The sequence below is a fragment of the Lentzea sokolovensis genome (assembly GCF_033949975.1).
In the GTDB taxonomy this organism is placed as follows: Bacteria; Actinomycetota; Actinomycetes; order Mycobacteriales; family Pseudonocardiaceae; genus Lentzea; species Lentzea sokolovensis.
The window spans coordinates 273284-289873 of sequence record NZ_JAXAVU010000015.1 but is presented as its reverse complement, the minus strand read 5'-3'; the positions used below and the strand labels follow the sequence as shown (position 1 = coordinate 289873).

The 16590-nt window shown below is 68.9% G+C and carries 16 protein-coding genes; 12 read left to right on the top strand and 4 right to left on the bottom strand.

All coding sequences use genetic code 11. The features are described 5' to 3' along the window. The first annotated feature begins 35 nt into the window (after nucleotides 1–35). The 4 genes from SK854_RS39730 to SK854_RS39715 all read left to right on the top strand — a co-directional run bounded on the left by SK854_RS39730 (nucleotide 36) and on the right by SK854_RS39715 (nucleotide 3963). Nucleotides 36–2012 (top strand): thioredoxin domain-containing protein, encoded by a 1977-nt coding sequence (locus SK854_RS39730; protein ID WP_319980297.1) that lies wholly within the window; start codon nucleotides 36–38, stop codon nucleotides 2010–2012. Between the two features lie 52 nt (nucleotides 2013–2064). After that, on the top strand, nucleotides 2065–2619 hold the full coding sequence (locus tag SK854_RS39725; protein WP_319980296.1) for a hypothetical protein: 555 nt from the start codon (nucleotides 2065–2067) through the stop codon (nucleotides 2617–2619). A 10-nt stretch (nucleotides 2620–2629) separates the two neighbouring features. Then, complete coding sequence (locus SK854_RS39720; protein ID WP_319980295.1) at nucleotides 2630–3433, top strand: hypothetical protein; 804 nt, start codon at nucleotides 2630–2632, stop codon at nucleotides 3431–3433. A gap of 131 nt (nucleotides 3434–3564) precedes the next feature. Continuing rightward, entirely contained in the window at nucleotides 3565–3963 is a 399-nt protein-coding gene (locus SK854_RS39715; protein WP_319980294.1) for a hypothetical protein, read from the top strand. 6 nt (nucleotides 3964–3969) lie between these two features. On the opposite strand, the gene SK854_RS39710 is transcribed toward SK854_RS39715, so the two are convergent. Next, nucleotides 3970–4908: a DMT family transporter gene (locus SK854_RS39710; RefSeq protein ID WP_319980293.1), complete on the bottom strand. Its 939-nt coding sequence runs from the start codon at nucleotides 4906–4908 to the stop codon at nucleotides 3970–3972. 47 nt (nucleotides 4909–4955) lie between these two features. Between SK854_RS39710 and pdxR the strand changes: the two genes are divergently transcribed. Further along, nucleotides 4956–6308: a MocR-like pyridoxine biosynthesis transcription factor PdxR gene (pdxR, locus tag SK854_RS39705; protein ID WP_319980292.1), complete on the top strand. Its 1353-nt coding sequence runs from the start codon at nucleotides 4956–4958 to the stop codon at nucleotides 6306–6308. On the opposite strand, the gene SK854_RS39700 is transcribed toward pdxR, so the two are convergent. Beyond that, the gene (locus SK854_RS39700; RefSeq protein ID WP_319980291.1) at nucleotides 6305–6454 is read right to left on the bottom strand and encodes a hypothetical protein; all 150 of its coding nucleotides are present in this window, start codon (nucleotides 6452–6454) and stop codon (nucleotides 6305–6307) included. The genes pdxR and SK854_RS39700 overlap by 4 nt on opposite strands. A gap of 90 nt (nucleotides 6455–6544) precedes the next feature. On the opposite strand from SK854_RS39700, the gene SK854_RS39695 reads away from it, so the two are divergent. The 5 genes from SK854_RS39695 to SK854_RS39675 all read left to right on the top strand — a co-directional run bounded on the left by SK854_RS39695 (nucleotide 6545) and on the right by SK854_RS39675 (nucleotide 12722). After that, a complete protein-coding gene (locus tag SK854_RS39695) occupies nucleotides 6545–8074 on the top strand; it encodes an ATP-dependent DNA ligase (RefSeq protein ID WP_319980290.1) in 1530 nt (509 codons plus the stop codon). 223 nt (nucleotides 8075–8297) lie between these two features. Beyond that, nucleotides 8298–9497 (top strand): GNAT family N-acetyltransferase, encoded by a 1200-nt coding sequence (locus SK854_RS39690; RefSeq protein ID WP_319980289.1) that lies wholly within the window; start codon nucleotides 8298–8300, stop codon nucleotides 9495–9497. 60 nt (nucleotides 9498–9557) lie between these two features. Continuing rightward, a complete protein-coding gene (locus tag SK854_RS39685) occupies nucleotides 9558–10997 on the top strand; it encodes a GuaB1 family IMP dehydrogenase-related protein (protein WP_319980288.1) in 1440 nt (479 codons plus the stop codon). Between the two features lie 4 nt (nucleotides 10998–11001). Next, on the top strand, nucleotides 11002–11955 hold the full coding sequence (locus SK854_RS39680; protein WP_319980287.1) for an ABC transporter ATP-binding protein: 954 nt from the start codon (nucleotides 11002–11004) through the stop codon (nucleotides 11953–11955). Next, nucleotides 11952–12722 (top strand): ABC transporter permease, encoded by a 771-nt coding sequence (locus SK854_RS39675; protein WP_319980286.1) that lies wholly within the window; start codon nucleotides 11952–11954, stop codon nucleotides 12720–12722. Before SK854_RS39680 ends, SK854_RS39675 begins: the two co-directional genes overlap by 4 nt. 61 nt (nucleotides 12723–12783) lie before the next feature. On the opposite strand, the gene SK854_RS39670 is transcribed toward SK854_RS39675, so the two are convergent. After that, the gene (locus tag SK854_RS39670; protein ID WP_402910872.1) at nucleotides 12784–14088 is read right to left on the bottom strand and encodes a PhoH family protein; all 1305 of its coding nucleotides are present in this window, start codon (nucleotides 14086–14088) and stop codon (nucleotides 12784–12786) included. A 388-nt stretch (nucleotides 14089–14476) separates the two neighbouring features. Further along, nucleotides 14477–15727, bottom strand: a complete 1251-nt coding sequence (locus SK854_RS39665; RefSeq protein WP_319980284.1) for a DUF885 domain-containing protein — start codon at nucleotides 15725–15727, stop codon at nucleotides 14477–14479. A 229-nt stretch (nucleotides 15728–15956) separates the two neighbouring features. Between SK854_RS39665 and SK854_RS39660 the strand changes: the two genes are divergently transcribed. Both SK854_RS39660 and SK854_RS39655 read left to right on the top strand, forming a co-directional pair. After that, nucleotides 15957–16226: a hypothetical protein gene (locus SK854_RS39660; protein ID WP_319980283.1), complete on the top strand. Its 270-nt coding sequence runs from the start codon at nucleotides 15957–15959 to the stop codon at nucleotides 16224–16226. 86 nt (nucleotides 16227–16312) lie between these two features. Continuing rightward, nucleotides 16313–16579, top strand: a complete 267-nt coding sequence (locus tag SK854_RS39655) for a hypothetical protein (RefSeq protein ID WP_319980282.1) — start codon at nucleotides 16313–16315, stop codon at nucleotides 16577–16579. The last annotated feature ends 11 nt before the right edge of the window (nucleotides 16580–16590 follow it).

Below are 16590 nucleotides of genomic sequence, written 5' to 3'. Positions count from 1 at the left end.
TTCGGCCTCTGCGCTGCTCATTTAGTGTGGTTCGCATGACTAACCGGCTTGCGCACGCGACCAGCCCTTACCTGCTGCAGCACGCGGACAACCCGGTCGACTGGTGGCCCTGGTCCGCGGAGGCGTTCGAGGAGGCACGACGGCGCAACGCGCCGGTGCTGCTGTCCATCGGCTACGCGGCCTGCCACTGGTGTCACGTGATGGCGCACGAGTCCTTCGAGGACGCGGAGGTCGCCGCCTTCCTGAACGCGCATTTCGTGTCGGTGAAGGTGGATCGCGAGGAACGCCCGGACGTCGACGCCGTGTACATGGAGGTCACGCAGGCCATGACCGGCCAGGGTGGATGGCCGATGACGGTGTTCCTCACGCCGGACGCGCGGCCGTTCCACGCGGGCACCTACTACCCGCCGTCGCCGCGTCCCGGCATGCCGTCGTTCACACAGCTCATCGAGGCCGTGTCGGCGACGTGGGCGCAACGGCCGGGCGAGATCCTGGAGTCCGCTTCCGCTGTGGTGGAGGAGATTTCGCGCCACGCGTCGCCGCTGCATCCGTCCGCTGTGGACTCGGACGCGCTGGCGGGCGCCGTGGTGTCGTTGCTGGGCGAGTTCGACCGGCGCCACGGCGGGTTCGGTGGCGCGCCGAAGTTCCCGCCGTCGATGGCGCTGGAGTTCCTGCTGCGCCACCACGAACGCACCGGCTCGGTCGAGGCCGTCTCGATGGCGACCGCGACGGCCGACGCGATTGCCGACGGCGGCATGTACGACCAGCTCGGCGGCGGGTTCGCGCGCTACAGCGTCGACGCGTCGTGGGTCGTGCCGCACTTCGAGAAGATGTTGTACGACAACGCTTTGCTGCTCCGCTTCTACACCCACCTGACGCGGGTGACGCGTTCTGAGCGCTACGAGCGGGTCGCGCGCGACACGGCCTCGTTCCTGCTGCGGGATCTGCGCACGGCCGAGGGCGGGTTCGCGGCCTCGCTGGACGCGGACACCGAGGGCGTCGAGGGCCTGACCTACGTGTGGTCGTTCGAGGAACTGGGCGACGCGGCGGCCGCGTTCGGCGTGACCTCCGAGCCGAACTTCGAGGGCGGCAAGTCGACGCTGCGGTTCGTGTCCGAGCCGGGGGAGGAGGTGCGGGCCGCCTTGCTGGCGGTGCGCGCCGGAAGGCCGCAGCCCGGCCGGGACGACAAGGTGATCGCCTCCTGGAACGGCATGGCGATCGCCGCGCTGGCCGAGGCGGGCGCGTTCTTCGACGAGCCGTCGTGGATCGCGGCGGCCTCGGAGGCGGCGTCGTTGCTGGCCTCGGTGCACATGGTCGAGGGCAGGCTGCTGCGGACCTCGCGTGACGGCGTGGCCGGGCCGTCGTTCGGCGTGCTGGAGGACTACGGCTGCCTCGCCGACGGCCTGCTGGCATTGCACCAGGTCACCGGCTCGATCCGGTGGCTCGATCTGGCGTGCGGCCTGCTGGACACCGCTCTCTCGCGGTTCGCCGTCCCGGACTCGCCCGGCGCCTACTACGACACCGCCGACGACGCCGAGACGCTGGTGCGCCGCCCCGCCGACTCGACCGACAACGCGTCGCCTTCCGGGGCGTCCTCGCTGGCCTCGGCCCTGGCGACAGCATCCCTGCTGGCGGGCGCCGACCGTTCGTCGCTGTACTTCACCGCCGCGTCGGACGCCGTCACGCGGGCCGGTCTGCTGGCCGCGCGGGCACCCCGGTTCGCCGGCCACTGGCTGACCGTCGCCGAGGCGTTGGTGGCCGGTCCGTTGCAGGTGGCCGTAGTAGGTGCCGACGACTCACGCCGTGCGTCGCTGTGGGCGGCGGCGGTGGCTCATGTTCCGGGAGGCGGCGTCGTCGTGGCCGGTGAGCCCTCGTCCGTGCCGTTGCTCGAAGACAGGCCGTTGGTGGACGAAGGCCCTGCGGCCTACGTGTGCCGTGGCTACGTGTGCGACCGGCCTGTCGTATCAGTAGATGCGCTGGTCACTTCGCTGACGGCGAACACCACCCGCTGATTGCAGGCGTAACGTCGGTTACAACGTAATCATGTAATCAGAGGTGGTTGTAATGGGACGTGGATGGCGAGGACGAGGCGGATGGCAGCAGGCTGACCTGCCGTCGGCCGACGACGCGGCGGCGTGGTTCGCGGGCAGGCTGCCGGACGCGTGGTTCACCGGCACGCCCGAGGTGATCATCGACCGCGAGGAGATCACGGTCGTCGGCACGCTGCCCGCGCTGGAGGGCGAGTTCGACGACGCCTCGCGCGCCGCGGCCGAGTCGGGCCGCATCTCACGCTGGCGTGAGGACACCCGCGAGGAACGCATCGAGATCGCCCGCCAGGCCGAGCACCGCTACGGTCGCAAGGTCGCCTGGGGTGCCGTGCAGGGCGGCACGCGCGAACTCTTCACGCACCTGGCCGTGCCGGTCATGACGCGCCTGCGTCAGCCGGAACGGCAGGTGCTCGACACGCTGGTAGCCGCTGGCGTAGCCCGCTCACGGGCAGACGCTCTGGCATGGGCCGTTCGCCTGGTCGGCGAGCACGCGGACACGTGGCTCGACGAACTGCGTGACGCCATGTCGAAGGTTGACGATCTCCGCTCGCAGGGGCCTGATCTGGCCTAACCTCCTGCGTGTGGATCTGACGTCGGTCGCGGAAGCGGTCGTCCGGGACGAGCCGGGCGCGTTCGAAACGTTCATCAACGAGGCCCAGGGCCGTTCGCCCGACGAGATGTCGGCGGCGGCCCTGGTCCTGTCTTCGTCGTCGGACGTCCAGGTCAACGAGTTGCTCGGCAACCTGCTGTTCTACATCGGCGCGTGCGATGCGTTGGAGCCGCTGGTTCTGCGCGTGGTGGAAGCCTTCGAACGCGGCGACGGCGAGGCCTGGGAGCGCGCTCTTCTGCTGCCCCTGCAGGACGAGGACGTCCGCGCCGGCCTGCCGCACCGCGAGCGCCTTCTCGCCGCAGTACCAACCGATTCGTGGCTGTACGGCCTGCTGATGGTCGTGGACCTCGAACCGCTGTTGGTGCTGCATCGGCCCACTGGCACCGGTTTCGAGGTGACGATCGGCGGCCTCGGCGACAACTTCCAGCTCCACACGCTGCTCGCGTACCGCCTGGTCCCCGAGCACGTGCCCGGCGAACCGCCGCTGGACGCGTGGGTGGAGGCGGCGTCCGTGGGCGAGGACCTCCAGCCGGAGGGCGGGATCCGCGGCCAGTTCCAGCTTTCCGACGGCTTCGGCGACACGATCTGGAACGAGGGCCGTCCGTCCGACATCCCGTTGTTCGAGGGCCGCCGCGTCGTCGTGCTGGACCCGCCGCCGTACCAGCGCTCGTGGAACACGGGCCGCATCTACCCGATGATGACGCCTCTGGTCAACATCGCCCGCGTGCTGCCCGCTGACGAGGCCGCGTCGTGGCTCGCGAAGGTCAGCTCGTGAGTTTTTCCAGTGACAGGAGGAAAGTACTCGACGACTCGCTTCCGTTGGGGCGTCGTGTGACGGCACTCTGCTACTGCTTGGAGCGCTACAGCCCGATCGGGTTTCACGCTTCGTTGAGCTTTCTTCGTTTCGTGGCAGGTGACTTCACCCGTGACCCGGCCGCGTTGCCGCGGGCGATGGAACTGCTGACCGCGAGCTACACCGCCTGGCAGGCCGAACTGCACGCCTATGGGGTGCTTCGGCGGCGCGCCAAGCAGTTGGGCTACCGCGTGCCGCACCCGTCCGCGCCCAACCCGAACCGGCCGTCGCACTGGTACGGCGCACCGCGCGAGGCCGCCCTTCACGCCGTGTGGGTCTGGTACTCGCAGGGCGCGTCCGAGGACGTCGATGTGCAAAGCCTTGCCGTCGCCTTGATCGAGCGCGGGCGGTTCACGGAGGCACAGCGGGAGATCTTCGACCGGGTCCTCGCCGAACCCGGCGCCTCCCGGGCGATCGTCCGGCAGATGGCAGTCGTGATCGCCAACTCCTGAACGCTCTTACGGCGCAACGACTTCCGCAGGAGTGTCAGACCCTTTCGCTATTGTTGAATTTGGGGGTACCCGGCCCGCGTCGTGTGTGTGGTGGGCTTCCGTTGGTTCGTGTGTTCCAGTTGGCTCGTGCGTTCCCCGTCGGAGCCCGATGACGCACCCGAGTGCGACCGTGGTGACACCGGCTACGGACACGAGCGTGAGTTCCTGTGCGCCGAGTAGTACGGACGTTGCCAGGCCGGAGACCGGCATCAGGCCGATGAGCACGCCCGCGCGGTCGGAGCCCAGGCGGTTCACGGCGAAGTACCAGAGTCCGAAGGCCAGCGCGGTCACCACCACGGCCAGCAGCGCGAGAGAGAAGCCCTGCTTGGCGTTCGGCATCTGCCAGCCGCCGACGAACGTGCCGAGCACAGCGCCGATCACCGTCGCCAGGATGCACGTCCAGGTGGCCACGCCGAGCACGCCAAGGCGTCGTACGACACCCACGGCGAACAAGGTGAAACAGACTTCGCCGGCCATCGTGATCAATGCGAGCGCAAGGCCCGGGCCGTGCCACGAGCCGCCGCCGGACAACAGCACAATGCCTGCCGCCACCACCACGGCGCCCACTACGGCCGATGCGGTTCGTTGACGGGAGAGCAGCGCTAGAGCGATGGGGGCGCCGCCCATGACGGCGGCGACGAAGCCCGGTTCCGCGTATTGCTGGGCGGCGATGAGCACGGCGTTGAAGCCGAGCATGCCCGTGACGACCACACCGAGCAACGGTGGGATGTCACGCCACGACGGCATCGGCAGACGGCGTGCCACCAGCAGCAACACGGCCGCGCCGAGGGCGTAGCGCATGGCCTGGCCGGTCAGGACCGGGTAGCCCTCCAGCATTCCCGTGATCGGAACGGACGCTCCGACGATCGTTGCCGCTGTCGCTCCCGCGGCCACCCCGAGTTTCATGCTCACCACCCTTGCGCTGAACTGGTCCAGGTTTAAGCTCCACTTCAATGGCTACGAACTGGACCACTTTTCGCGAGCTGCTGTTGCCGGGGCATCAGCGGCGGCGCGGGGTGGAGGTCGAACTGCGCCGGGCGATCCGGGACGGGCGGCTTCTGCCGGGCACGCGGCTGCCGTCGAGCAGGGACCTGGCCGCGCAGCTGGACGTGGCGCGCGGGACGGTGACGTCGGCGTACACGCAGCTCGTCGCGGAGGGGTATCTCACCAGCCGGCGCGGGTCGGGGACGACGGTCGCGAGCCTCGGACCGGCCGGCGTGTGCGGTGTGCCGGAGCCGCCGCCGCGGTGGCGGTACAACCTGCGGCCCGGCCTGCCCGCGCTGGGCGCGTTTCCCCGCGCCGAGTGGGTGGCGGCTCATCGTTCGGCGCTCGCCGAGCTCCCCGACGAGGACCTCGCCTATCCCGACCCGGCCGGTTTCGTGGGGCTGCGCAAGGAGATCGTCGACTACCTCTCGCGGGTGCGGGCGGTCGTCGCGAAGGACGCGGTGATCACCAATGGCGCGGCGGACGGGCTGCAGCTCACCGCCCGAATGCTGAACGGCAGCATCGCGATCGAGGAGCCCAGCCACTTCGGCGGCGAGAACATGCTGCGGTCGCACGGACTCAACACCGTGGCGGTTCCGGTGGACGACAAGGGCATCAGGGTCGATCTTCTGTCCAAAACGGACTGCAAAGCGGTGCTGGTCACCGCGGCACACCAGTTTCCGCTCGGAGTGGTGCTGCATCCGGAACGGCGGCGGGCGCTCGTCGACTGGGCGCGCGAACGGGACGCGTTGATCATCGAGGACGACTACGACGCCGAGCACCGGTACGACCGGCCGGCCCTGGGGGCGTTGCAGGCTCTCGCGCCCGAGCACGTGGTGTACCAGGGCACGACGAGCAAGGTGCTGGCACCCGCGTTGCGCCTCGGGTGGCTCGTGGTGCCGGAACGGCTGCGCGAAGGCATCGTGCAACGCAAGCAGTACAACGACATGGGCACCGGCACGATCCCGCAGGCCGCGTTCGCGCACCTGTTGCGGACGGGTGGCTATGACCGCCATCTGCGTCGTACGCGCGCGCTCTACCGGAAGAGGCGGGACGCGTTGCTGGAAGCCGTTGCGGAGCATCTGCCCGCATGGCAGCCCATCGGCGTCGCGGCTGGTCTGCACGTCGTGCTGCGCATGCCTGACGGGACGGACGACCTCGCGTTGAAGAGCAGGCTTGCGGACCGCGGCGTGCACGTCTGGGCGTTGGCGCAGTACACGCGCACGCCCATGTGGCCCGGTTTGGTGCTCGGTTACGCGGCGCTCACCCCTGACCGCCTGCGCGAGGCGGTCAGGGAGATCGCCGATGCGGCCGTGGCTTAGAGGATGTGCTCGCGGTCGGTGCTCATGATGTGCTCGCGGTCGCTCATGATGTGCTCGCGGTCGGTGCCGTCACCGGCGGCACTGAGCGTCGTCACCGCGGCGGCGGCGAACAGCAGGGCAGCCGCGACGATCTTGAAAGCGTTCATGGTTCGGTAAACCCCCAGGTAGAACGGTTGACGGGCCAGCCTAGCCCGCGCCTCCAGAAATTGTCAGTGCCGGGGTGCACCATTGAACACGTGCTTCTCTCCGAAGTGGTCGACACGTCGGCCGCCGTAGCGGCGACCCGGTCGCGCCTGGCCAAGGTCAAGGCGTTGTCCGCGTTGCTGCGCGCGGCGACGGCGGACGTAGTGGTCGCGGTGGTGTCGTTCCTCATAGGCACCCCGCGGCAGGGTCGTATCGGTGCGGGCTGGCGCACCGTCGTCGACCTGGCCGTGCCTCCAGTCGCGCATGCCGAACTGACGATCGCCGAGGTCGACGCCGCGCTCGCCGAGGTGGCCGCGACGTCCGGCAAGGGCTCGGCGCAGCGCCGGATCGACCTGCTGACGGCGTTGTTCGGGCGGTCGACCGAGGCCGAGCAGGACTTCTTGCGCCGCTTGCTCACCGGTGAGCTCCGCCAGGGCGCGCTGGAGGGCGTGATGCTCGACGCGATCGCCTCCGCGGCGGACGTGCCGGGCGAGACGGTGCGGCGCGCGTTCATGCTGTCCGGCCGCTTACCGGAGACCGCCGTGGCCGCGCTGGACGGCGGTGCGCCGGCCCTGGAGGCGTTCCGGCTGGAGGTCGGGCGCCCCCTGCGGCCGATGCTGGCCTCGCCCGCGGAGTCGCTGGACGAGGCGCTGACCGAGCTGGGCAGCGTCGTGGTGGAGCACAAGCTCGACGGCGCGCGCATCCAGGTGCACCGCTCCGGCGACGAGGTCCACGTCTACACCCGCACGTTGCGCGAGATCACCAAGACGGTGCCCGAGCTCGTCGAACTCGTGCGCGACCTGCCGTGCACGTCGGTGGTGCTCGACGGCGAGACGCTGGCGCTGACCGACGAGGGCAGACCCCGCCCGTTCCAGGAGACGATGAGCAGGTTCGGCGCGCAGGACGAACGGGAGCTGCTGCTGCACCCGTACTTCTTCGACTGCCTGCACCTCGACGGCAAGGACCTGCTCGACGAGCCGTTGCGCGACCGCCTCGCCGCACTGCGGCAGGTGGCGGGCGAACACGTCATCCCCGGCGTGCTGGACCCGTCGCCGGAGGAGGCGGCGGCCGTCGTCACGGCATCGCTGTCCGCGGGTCACGAGGGCGTGATGGTGAAGTCGCTGGCCTCGCCCTACGCGGCAGGCCGTCGCGGCAAGGCCTGGCAGAAGGTGAAGCCGGTGCACACGCTCGACCTGGTCGTGCTCGGCGTCGAGTGGGGCAGCGGCCGCCGCCGCGGCTGGCTCTCGAACCTGCACCTGGGCGCCCGCGACCCGGACGGCGGCCCGCCCGTGATGGTCGGCAAGACCTTCAAGGGCCTCACCGACGAGCTGCTGAAGTGGCAGACCAAGGCCCTGCAGGAGATCGCCGCCGAGCAGAACGACTGGGTGGTCATGGTCCGCCCCGAGCTGGTGATCGAGATCGAACTGGACGGCGTGCAGGTCTCGCCGCGCTATCCCGGTGGCGTCGCGCTGCGGTTCGCCCGCGTCGTGCGCTACCGCCCGGACAAGGACCCGTCGGAGGCGACGACCATCGAGGAGGTGAGGGCGCTTCTGCTTGCCGCACAACCGAATCAAGGCGACTGAGCCGGCTTCTCCGCGGGGTGGCGCGGCCGTGACGCTCGGCGTCTGCGGGGCGCTGGACGAGCCGGACACGTTGCTGAGGCGGGCTCTGACCGAGACGTGGTCGCGCCGAGCCGTCATGGATGCTCGCCGGACCTGACCGCCGCTAGCGTGGCGGCATGGGGGAGCGCACCAGGAGTTCGGCCGCGTCTACGCCGAGCCGGACGACTTCGCGCAGTGGACGGAGTTGGACCGCGGCGCGACGGTGAGCTGGTACGACGGGCGGGTCGTCGCCGTGCAGGACTTCGGCTTCACGATCCGGGTGGTCCTGCCGATCAGCCTCGACACCGGAGGAACGGTGCGGATCGAGGTCTGGGTCGTCCTCGACTTCGGCGACAGCGGCGAACTCGCTTCCGAGCTGGAGAACGGCTGGCGCGGTGTGCCCGCCCGAGGTCTCCTGCTCAACGTGGTCGAGCCCTGGCCGGAGGTCTACGGCGCCCCGGTGACGTTCGCCGGAGAACCAGGCGAGTGGTTGCCCCGCGTCACCGGCTCCGAGCATCCCGCCCTGCAGCGCGTCCTCACCGAGAAGTGGCCGGTCAGCGTGCTCGCGCTCGGGCGGTTCTGGTTCGAAAATCGCGTGCGGCCACCGGCGCCCGGCAATAGCGTCCAGCCAGTGACCGACGCTTCCGCGCTGCTCAGCGCATTCGACACCCAGGCCCGCTCCGCCGAGTGGGAGGCGTATCCCGACGCCGTGCAGGACGCGGAGGTGTTCCGGGTCGCCTGGGACCACCGCCGCGGTTTCGTCTCAGGCCCGCCGAACCTCCGCCTCGCCGGCGCCGAGCTGGACGCGGTGATCGCACGTCAGCGCGACTTCTTCGCCGCCCGCGGGCAGGCCGTCGAGTGGAAGACCTGGGGTCACGACAGGCCCGCGGACCTGCCGGAACGGCTGGAGGCGGCCGGGTTCGTCTCCGAGGGCCGCGAGACCGTGCTCGTCGGACTCGCCGAGGAGATGGCGGGACCGGTCGACCTTGAAGACGGGATCGTCCTGCGCGAGACCAGGGAGGAGGCCGACCTGCATCGGCTCGCCACCACCGCCACGGAGGTGTTCGAGCGCGACAGCAGCTGGCTCGCCGACTACCTGCTGGAGAAGAAGGACGACCCGAACACGGTCGTCGTGATCGCGGAGGCCGACGGCCAGGTCGTGTCGTCCGCGCGGCTGGAGATCGTGCCCGGCACCGAATTCGGCGGGCTCTGGGGTGGCGGCACGCTTGAGCGGTGGCGAGGCAAGGGCATCTACCGCGCTCTCGTGGCACACCGTGCGCGCGTCGCGCTCGAACGAGGTGTGAAGTACCTGCAGGTCGACGCGTCGGAGGACAGCAGGCCGATCCTGGAACGCCTCGGGTTCGTCGTGGTGACCACGACCACCGGCTACGTCTGGAAGCCGTGACGCGCCTGTCCAAGTGAGACCGGCTGCCCAAGTGAGACACGGCGCGTATCGTGGAAGCACGTGCGGTTCATCGAAGGGCATCGACCCTCTTACGACCTGACCTACGACGACGTCTTCCTCGTTCCCGGCCGCAGTGCCGTGGAGTCCCGGTTCGGCGTCGACCTCTCCACTTCGGACGGCACCGGGGCCACGATCCCCATCGTCGTCGCGAACATGACGGCCGTGGCCGGGCGGCGGATGGCGGAGACCATCGCGCGGCGTGGCGGGCTCGTCGTCATCCCGCAGGACGTGCCCACCGAGGCCGTCGCGGAGATCATCGCGTGGGTCAAGGAGCGGCATCCCGTCTGGGACACGCCGTTGACGCTCACGACGCGTGACGCGGTGGCGGACGCCTGGAACCTGCTTCACAAGCGGGCACACGGGGCGGTTGTCATCGTGGACGACGGTGGGCGGCCTCTTGGCGTTGTCGACGAGGCCGCGCTCACGGGCGTGGACCGGTTCGCGCGCCTTGGCGACGTCATGAACACCGACGTGCTGAAGCTGTCGCTCGACTCCCGGCCTCAGGACGTGTTCGACGAGCTGCACCACAGCGCGCACAAGATCGCGTTGGGCGTGGACGACTCGCTCCGGTTGAGGGGCGTGCTGACCGAGTTGACGGCGCTCAGGGCCGAGGTCTACCAGCCCGCCAAGGACGACGACGGCAAGTTGCGGGTCGCGGCCGCCGTCGGGGTCAACGGGGACGTGCGGGCCAAGGCCGAAGCGCTGATCAAGGCCGGGGTGGACGTGCTGGTCGTGGACACGGCGCACGGGCACCAGGAGAAGATGATCGCGGCGCTCAAGGCCGTGAAGGAAGCGAACCCGAGCGTGCCGGTCGCGGCGGGCAACGTCGTCACCGCGGAGGGTGTGCGGGACCTGGTCGAGGCCGGCGCGGACATCATCAAGGTCGGTGTCGGCCCCGGTGCGATGTGCACCACGCGGATGATGACCGGCGTGGGGCGGCCGCAGTTCAGCGCCGTGGCCGAGTGCGCCGCGGAGGCTCGGAAGCTCGGCAAGCACGTGTGGGCCGATGGCGGCGTGCGGCACCCACGCGACGTGGCGCTGGCGTTGGCTGCAGGGGCCAGCAGCGTGATGGTCGGCAGCTGGTTCGCGGGGACGTACGAGTCGCCTGGGGATCTGCAGCGGGATGAGCGCGGGAACCTCTACAAAGAATCCTTCGGAATGGCGTCGAAGCGCGCTGTGACGGCGCGGACGCGCAGCGACAACGCGTTCGACCGGGCCAAGAAGGGGTTGTTCGAAGAAGGCATCTCGACCTCGAAGATGAGGTTGGACCCGGTGCGCCCGAGCGTGGAGGACCTGCTCGATGCGATAACGTCCGGCGTTCGCTCGGCCTGCACGTATGCCGGTGCGAACTCGCTGGAGGAATTCCACGACAAGGCTGTGCTCGGCATCCAGTCCGCCGCTGGATTCGCGGAAGGAAGGCCGTTGCCAGGGGGATGGTGAAAAAGTGGACGAAGCGGTCTCGGTAAGAGATCTCCGCAAAGTCTATAAAACGGGACAAAAGCCCGCGGTGGACGGATTGAGTTTCGACGTCCGCCGGGGTGAGGTCTTCGGATTGCTCGGGCCCAACGGCGCGGGCAAGACGACCACGGTCGGTGTCCTCACCACGCGCGTCCGCCCCACCTCGGGGCAGGCGTTCGTGGAGGGCGTCGACGTGGTGGCCGACTCCAAGCGCGCGCGGCAGCTGCTGGCCGTCGTGCCGCAGCGCAACAACCTCGACCGGTCGCTCAACGCGCGGCAGAACCTGTTGTTCCACGCGGCTTATCACGGCATCGGCCCGAAGGAACGCCAGGCGCTCGCCGACGACATCCTCGAGCGGATGGGTCTCAAGGACCATCAGAACGCGCTCGTCGACACGTTGTCCGGCGGTCAGGCGCAACGGCTGATGATCGCCCGCGCGCTGATGCACCGTCCCAGGGTCCTGTTCCTCGACGAGCCGAGCACCGGACTCGACCCGCAGGCCAGGCTCTTCGTCCACGAGCGCGTCGCCGCACTGCACGCGGACGGCGTCACGGTCGTGCTCACCACGCACGACATGGACGAGGCCACAAAGCTGTGCGACCGCGTCGGCATCGTCGACCACGGCAAGCTGCTCACGCTGGACACGCCGGCTGAGCTCACGAAGAGCCTGCCCGGCAGCAACACCGTCAGCGTCACGGTGAGCCCGAACGGCAGCGAGCCCGCCAAGATCACCCAGGGACTGTCCGAAGTGGAGGGTGTGCAGCGGGTCGAGGACCTGAACGACGTGTTCCGCGTCTACACCGACAGCGACACCGCGATCACGTTGCCCGCGGTGCTGAACGTCCTGCGGGACCTCGACGTCACGGTCAGCGACGTCGCGATCGGCAAGCCCAGCCTGGAAGACGTCTTCATCCACCTGACCGGCAGGGAGCTTCGGTGAGTCAACTCAGGACGTTCCAGGCGATCCTGTGGCGCGACGTCTTCGTCACGGGCCGCGAGCTGCCGAGCTTCCTCGCGCAGGTGATCATCCAGCCGTTCTTCATCCTCTTCATCTTCGCGAAGGTGCTGGGGGACATCGGGTACGTCCAGGACGACTTCGCCCAGGTGTTGTTACCCGGCATCATCGCGATGAACGGGTTCCTGGGCGCGTTGCAGAACACGACGCTGCCGCTGGTGCTGGACTTCTCGTGGACGCGCGAGATCGAGGACCGGCTGCTCGCGCCGATCTCCATCCCGCTGGTCGCGGTGGAGAAGATCGTGTTCGGCGCGGTCCGCGGGTTCTTCGCGGCCGTGCTGATGGTGCCGGTCGGCTTCGTGATGCTCGACGTGTCGTGGGCGTGGTCGGGAATCCCCGGCGCACTGCTGGTGATCGTTCTCGGATGTCTCGCGGGTGGCAGCGTCGGCCTCGTCATCGGCACGTCGGTGCCCGCGCGCCGGGTCAACGTGATGTTCGCGGTGATCCTCACCCCGATCCTGTTCACGGGGTCCGCCCAGTTCCCGTGGCGGTCGCTGAGCGATGATCTGCTGTGGTTCAAGGTGGTCTGCGCGCTCAACCCGCTGACGTACGTGAGCGAGGGCATGCGCGCCGAACTGGTGCCGAGCGTGCCGCACATCCCGTTGCCGATCGTGCTGCTCGTGCTCGTCGTCGCGATCGCCGGCTTCGGCGGACTCGGCCTGCGCGGCTTCATGAAACGCGCTCTCGACTAGAACCCGGAAGTGAAGAACGGCCCCGCGCGACGAATGCGCGGGGCCGTTCTCGTTCACGGCACTACGAGGCGTAGTCCTCCAGCATCTCGGTGACGAGGGCCGCGATCGGCGAACGCTCCGAGCGGGTCAGCGTGACGTGAGCGAAGAGCGGGTGGCCCTTCAGCTTCTCGATCACCGCCGCCACGCCGTCGTGCCGGCCGACCCGCAGGTTGTCGCGCTGCGCCACGTCGTGCGTCAGCACCACCCGCGAGTTGCTGCCCAGACGCGACAGCACGGTCAGCAACACGTTGCGCTCCAACGACTGCGCCTCGTCCACGATCACGAAGGAGTCGTGCAGCGAGCGGCCGCGGATGTGGGTGAGGGGCAGGACCTCGAGCATTCCGCGGTCCATCACCTCTTCCACCACCGCCTGGCTCACCAGCGCGCCGAGGGTGTCGAACACCGCCTGCGCCCACGGCCCCATCTTCTCGCTCTCGCTACCCGGCAGGTAGCCGAGTTCCTGGCCACCGACCGCGTACAGCGGCCGGAACACCACGACCTTGCGGTGCTGCCTTCGCTCCATCACGGCTTCGAGACCGGCGCACAGCGCCAGTGCCGACTTGCCGGTGCCCGCACGTCCGCCCAGCGAGACGATGCCGACTTCGGAGTCCAGCAGCAGATCCAGTGCGATCCGCTGTTCGGCGGACCTCCCGTGCAGTCCGAACGCCTCCCGATCTCCGCGCACCAGCTTGATCTGCTTGTCCGCGGTCACCCGGCCCAGAGCGCTCGAGGTGCCCGCCAGCAACCGGATTCCGGTGTGGCAGGGCAGTTCCGCGATGTGCTCCAGGTCCTCGAACTGGGTGGGGTCGACGACGTTCTCCTTGAACAGGCTGTCCACCAGGGACTGTGGAACGTCCAGATCGGACATTCCCGTCCAGCCTGACAGGGTGACGTCGTGCGCCCGGTACTCCTCCGCCTGCAGGCCGACCGATCCGGCCTTGACCCGCAGCGGCATGTCCTTCGTCACCAGGGTGACGTTGCGCCCCTCAGCAGCGAGGTTGAGGGAGCACGCGAGGATTCGGGCGTCGTTGGAGTCCGTTCGGAAACCTGATGGCAACACCTCCGGGTCGGAGTGGTTGAGCTCGACGTGCAAGGTGCCTCCCAGATCCCCGATGGGGATCGGCGAATCGAGGCGACCATGCCGCAAGCGCAGGTCGTCGAGGAGGCGCAGGGCTTCCCTCGCGAACCAGCCCAGTTCGGGGTGGTGGCGCTTGCCCTCCAGCTCGCTGATCACCACGAGCGGGAGCACGACCTCGTGCTCCGCGAAACGGGTGGCGGCGAGAGGATCGGACAGCAGTACCGACGTGTCCAGCACATATGTCGTGATGGCTGGGGCGGCGGACTTGCGCCGGGAGGAAGAACTGCGCGATGAGCCTGAGGAACGGCTCGCGGGACGTCGTGCGTTCACGGCAACTCCCTCACGAACGCGGCACCCGCGTCCGCTCCTCGCTGGGCCAGGCACCACCCTGATTGATCGTCTTGCCCTCCGCCGGTGTGGCGTCAGGCAGGTCGACCACGAGGGCCGGGTGCCGGCCCCCTCGCGACGTTGTCTGCCACGATCAGAGCCTCCCTGCGCGGTCCGCAGTGGTCGCGTCCCGCCACATTCGAAGTTACCTGCGAAAGTGCCTCATCTGCACGAAGCCACACAGGTGATTCCCGATTCGTCATCTGCCCGAAAACAACCCGAAACGTGACCGCAGCCGTGTTCTTGCTGGTCAGATACTGTTTTCGTGGTTGTTGCGCGCCAACCACGACACACCGTCCCTGACCTGGGATTCGAGTGATTTCGGCACGAGGGGCTCGTCGAGAAGTCTCAGATAGCGGGAGTCGAGCGACTCGCCGGGCGCGCGGACGTCGAGCCAGGCCCGTACGAGACGCACCCCTTCGACGTACGTCGTGGTGTACGCGCGCCACAGCGGATCGGCCAGAAAACGGACCATTTGCCGTGCGCGACGGTCGGGGACTAGCAGCCACCTGCGCAGATGCGCAACCACGTCATCCTGATCCGCACCACGATCGTGTAGCAGCAGCGCCGCGTCCTGCCGCACTGTGAGCAGGCCCGATGCCGCGGCCTCGACCTTTTCGGACAGTTCGCCGTCCATTCGCAACCCGAGGTCGCCGAGGATCCGCTCCGTCCACACGCCCCAGCCCGGTCCGACCGCGGCGTGCAGGCCGAGGTCCGCCATGCCCTCGGCCATCAGGCACTGCGGCGTGTTGATCAGGAAGATCGACTGCTCCGCGTGGCCGCGCTTGGCCACCAGGCCCGCCTCCTTGCGGCAGTGCTCGGTGTGGTGGCCCGGATAGGACTCGTGCGCGACCAGGTGCGGCAGGTTCGACATGCGGTGGCCCATGTCGGCGTTGATCGCGACCTTGCTGCGGTAGCCGCCGAGGTAGTAGTTGAAGCCGCTCCACGGCTTGTTCGTGACGACCTGGTACTCCACGATCTCCTGCTCGGGCAGCGCGTACTTCTGGCGCACCCGGTCCCGCAGAGCGCTCGACAGGGCCTGCACGACGCCCTGGAGCCTGCGTGGGGGCACCTCGTCGGTCTCGCGGAAGTCGGCGAGGCGGTCGGTGAGTGAGCCCGGTCCTTCGAGCACCGCGCCGAGGTTGCGGTGGGCCTGCGCGTACGCGTCCTCGTCACCGGGGCGGATGCGGACCTGGAAGTACTGCTGGACCTCGTCGACGAACGAGATGTGCTCGCCGTCGAGCTTGCGCGCGGTGCACTCCAGCGCCCTCAGGTGCGCGTCGAGGAACTGTTTGCGCTGGTCGGCGAGGTCGCTGCCGGGAATCTCCCTGCGCAGCAGCCGCGCGTGGTCTCCCAGCGCCCTGGGGTGCAGGCGCGGTTCGTTGTCGACGGCGCGGCTCAGTGCCGGGTCGCCGGTGAACGAGTCGACGAACCCGGGCACCAGGCGCCCGAGGCGCAGCCCCAGCACCAGGTAGCCGCGCACCAGCTCGTTGGCGTCCATGAGTCGGAGAGCGTAGAGCGTCTACCACAGCGTCTTACTCGCGACCGAATCGTGAATCGACGACCACCTGATCGGGGAATGTTGTTGATCTTGACGTCACACAATGGGGTCACGCGGGCCGCCATTCGAGATCAATACCTATAGCGTTTCCGCCCGGAGACCCCACCGCTCCGGAGATCCCCGAAGACTCCGGAAATGACGGGGATAACCCGACATGAAGGAGATTGACGTGAAGAAGACTTGTGCCGCGGTTGTCGCCGCAGCCGCGCTGTCGCTCGCGTTCGCCCCGGCCGCCATGGCCGGCGAGGGCCACCACGGCCACGGCTACGGCCACCACTGGAGCAACGGCCCGCTGCTGGTCCTGCTGAACGGCAACAACCTCAACGGCACTGTCGGTGCCTGCGGCAACAACGTCGGCGTGCTGGGCGGCGCCGTGCCGATCAACTCGCCGTCGATCACCGAGACCTGCGCCGCCGGCGGCATCGTCGACGAGGGCTGATCTCCCTTTAGCAGTACGTCTGGGGGCGTCATTTCTGGCGCCCCCAGACGCGTTTTCCCGCTTAAACCTTCATGAGGAGAAAAATCGTGCTGAAGAAGGCTGCCGCCGCTCTCGGTGTCGCTGCTGCGTTCGTTGCCGTCGGTTCCCCCGCGATGGCCGCTCCCGGCCACCACTGGGAGAACGCGCCGCTGCTCATCGCCGGCAACGCCAACAACCTGAACGGTGTTCTGGGCGCGTGTGGCAACAACGTCGCGGTGCTCGGTGGAGCGGTTCCGGTGAACTCGCCCTCCATCACGGAGACCTGCGCTGCCGGCGGCATCGAGGACGGCGCCGAGTGGGGCTACGACGACTGATCTCGTCGTCA

Coding starts and splice junctions, on each gene's coding strand:
- SK854_RS39730 (WP_319980297.1), top strand. CDS start 36: ATGACTAACCGGCTTGCGCACGCGACCAGCCCTTACCTGCTGCAGCAC.
- SK854_RS39725 (WP_319980296.1), top strand. CDS start 2,065: ATGGGACGTGGATGGCGAGGACGAGGCGGATGGCAGCAGGCTGACCTG.
- SK854_RS39710 (WP_319980293.1), bottom strand. CDS start 4,908: ATGAAACTCGGGGTGGCCGCGGGAGCGACAGCGGCAACGATCGTCGGA.
- pdxR (WP_319980292.1), top strand. CDS start 4,956: ATGGCTACGAACTGGACCACTTTTCGCGAGCTGCTGTTGCCGGGGCAT.
- SK854_RS39700 (WP_319980291.1), bottom strand. CDS start 6,454: ATGAACGCTTTCAAGATCGTCGCGGCTGCCCTGCTGTTCGCCGCCGCC.
- SK854_RS39665 (WP_319980284.1), bottom strand. CDS start 15,727: ATGGACGCCAACGAGCTGGTGCGCGGCTACCTGGTGCTGGGGCTGCGC.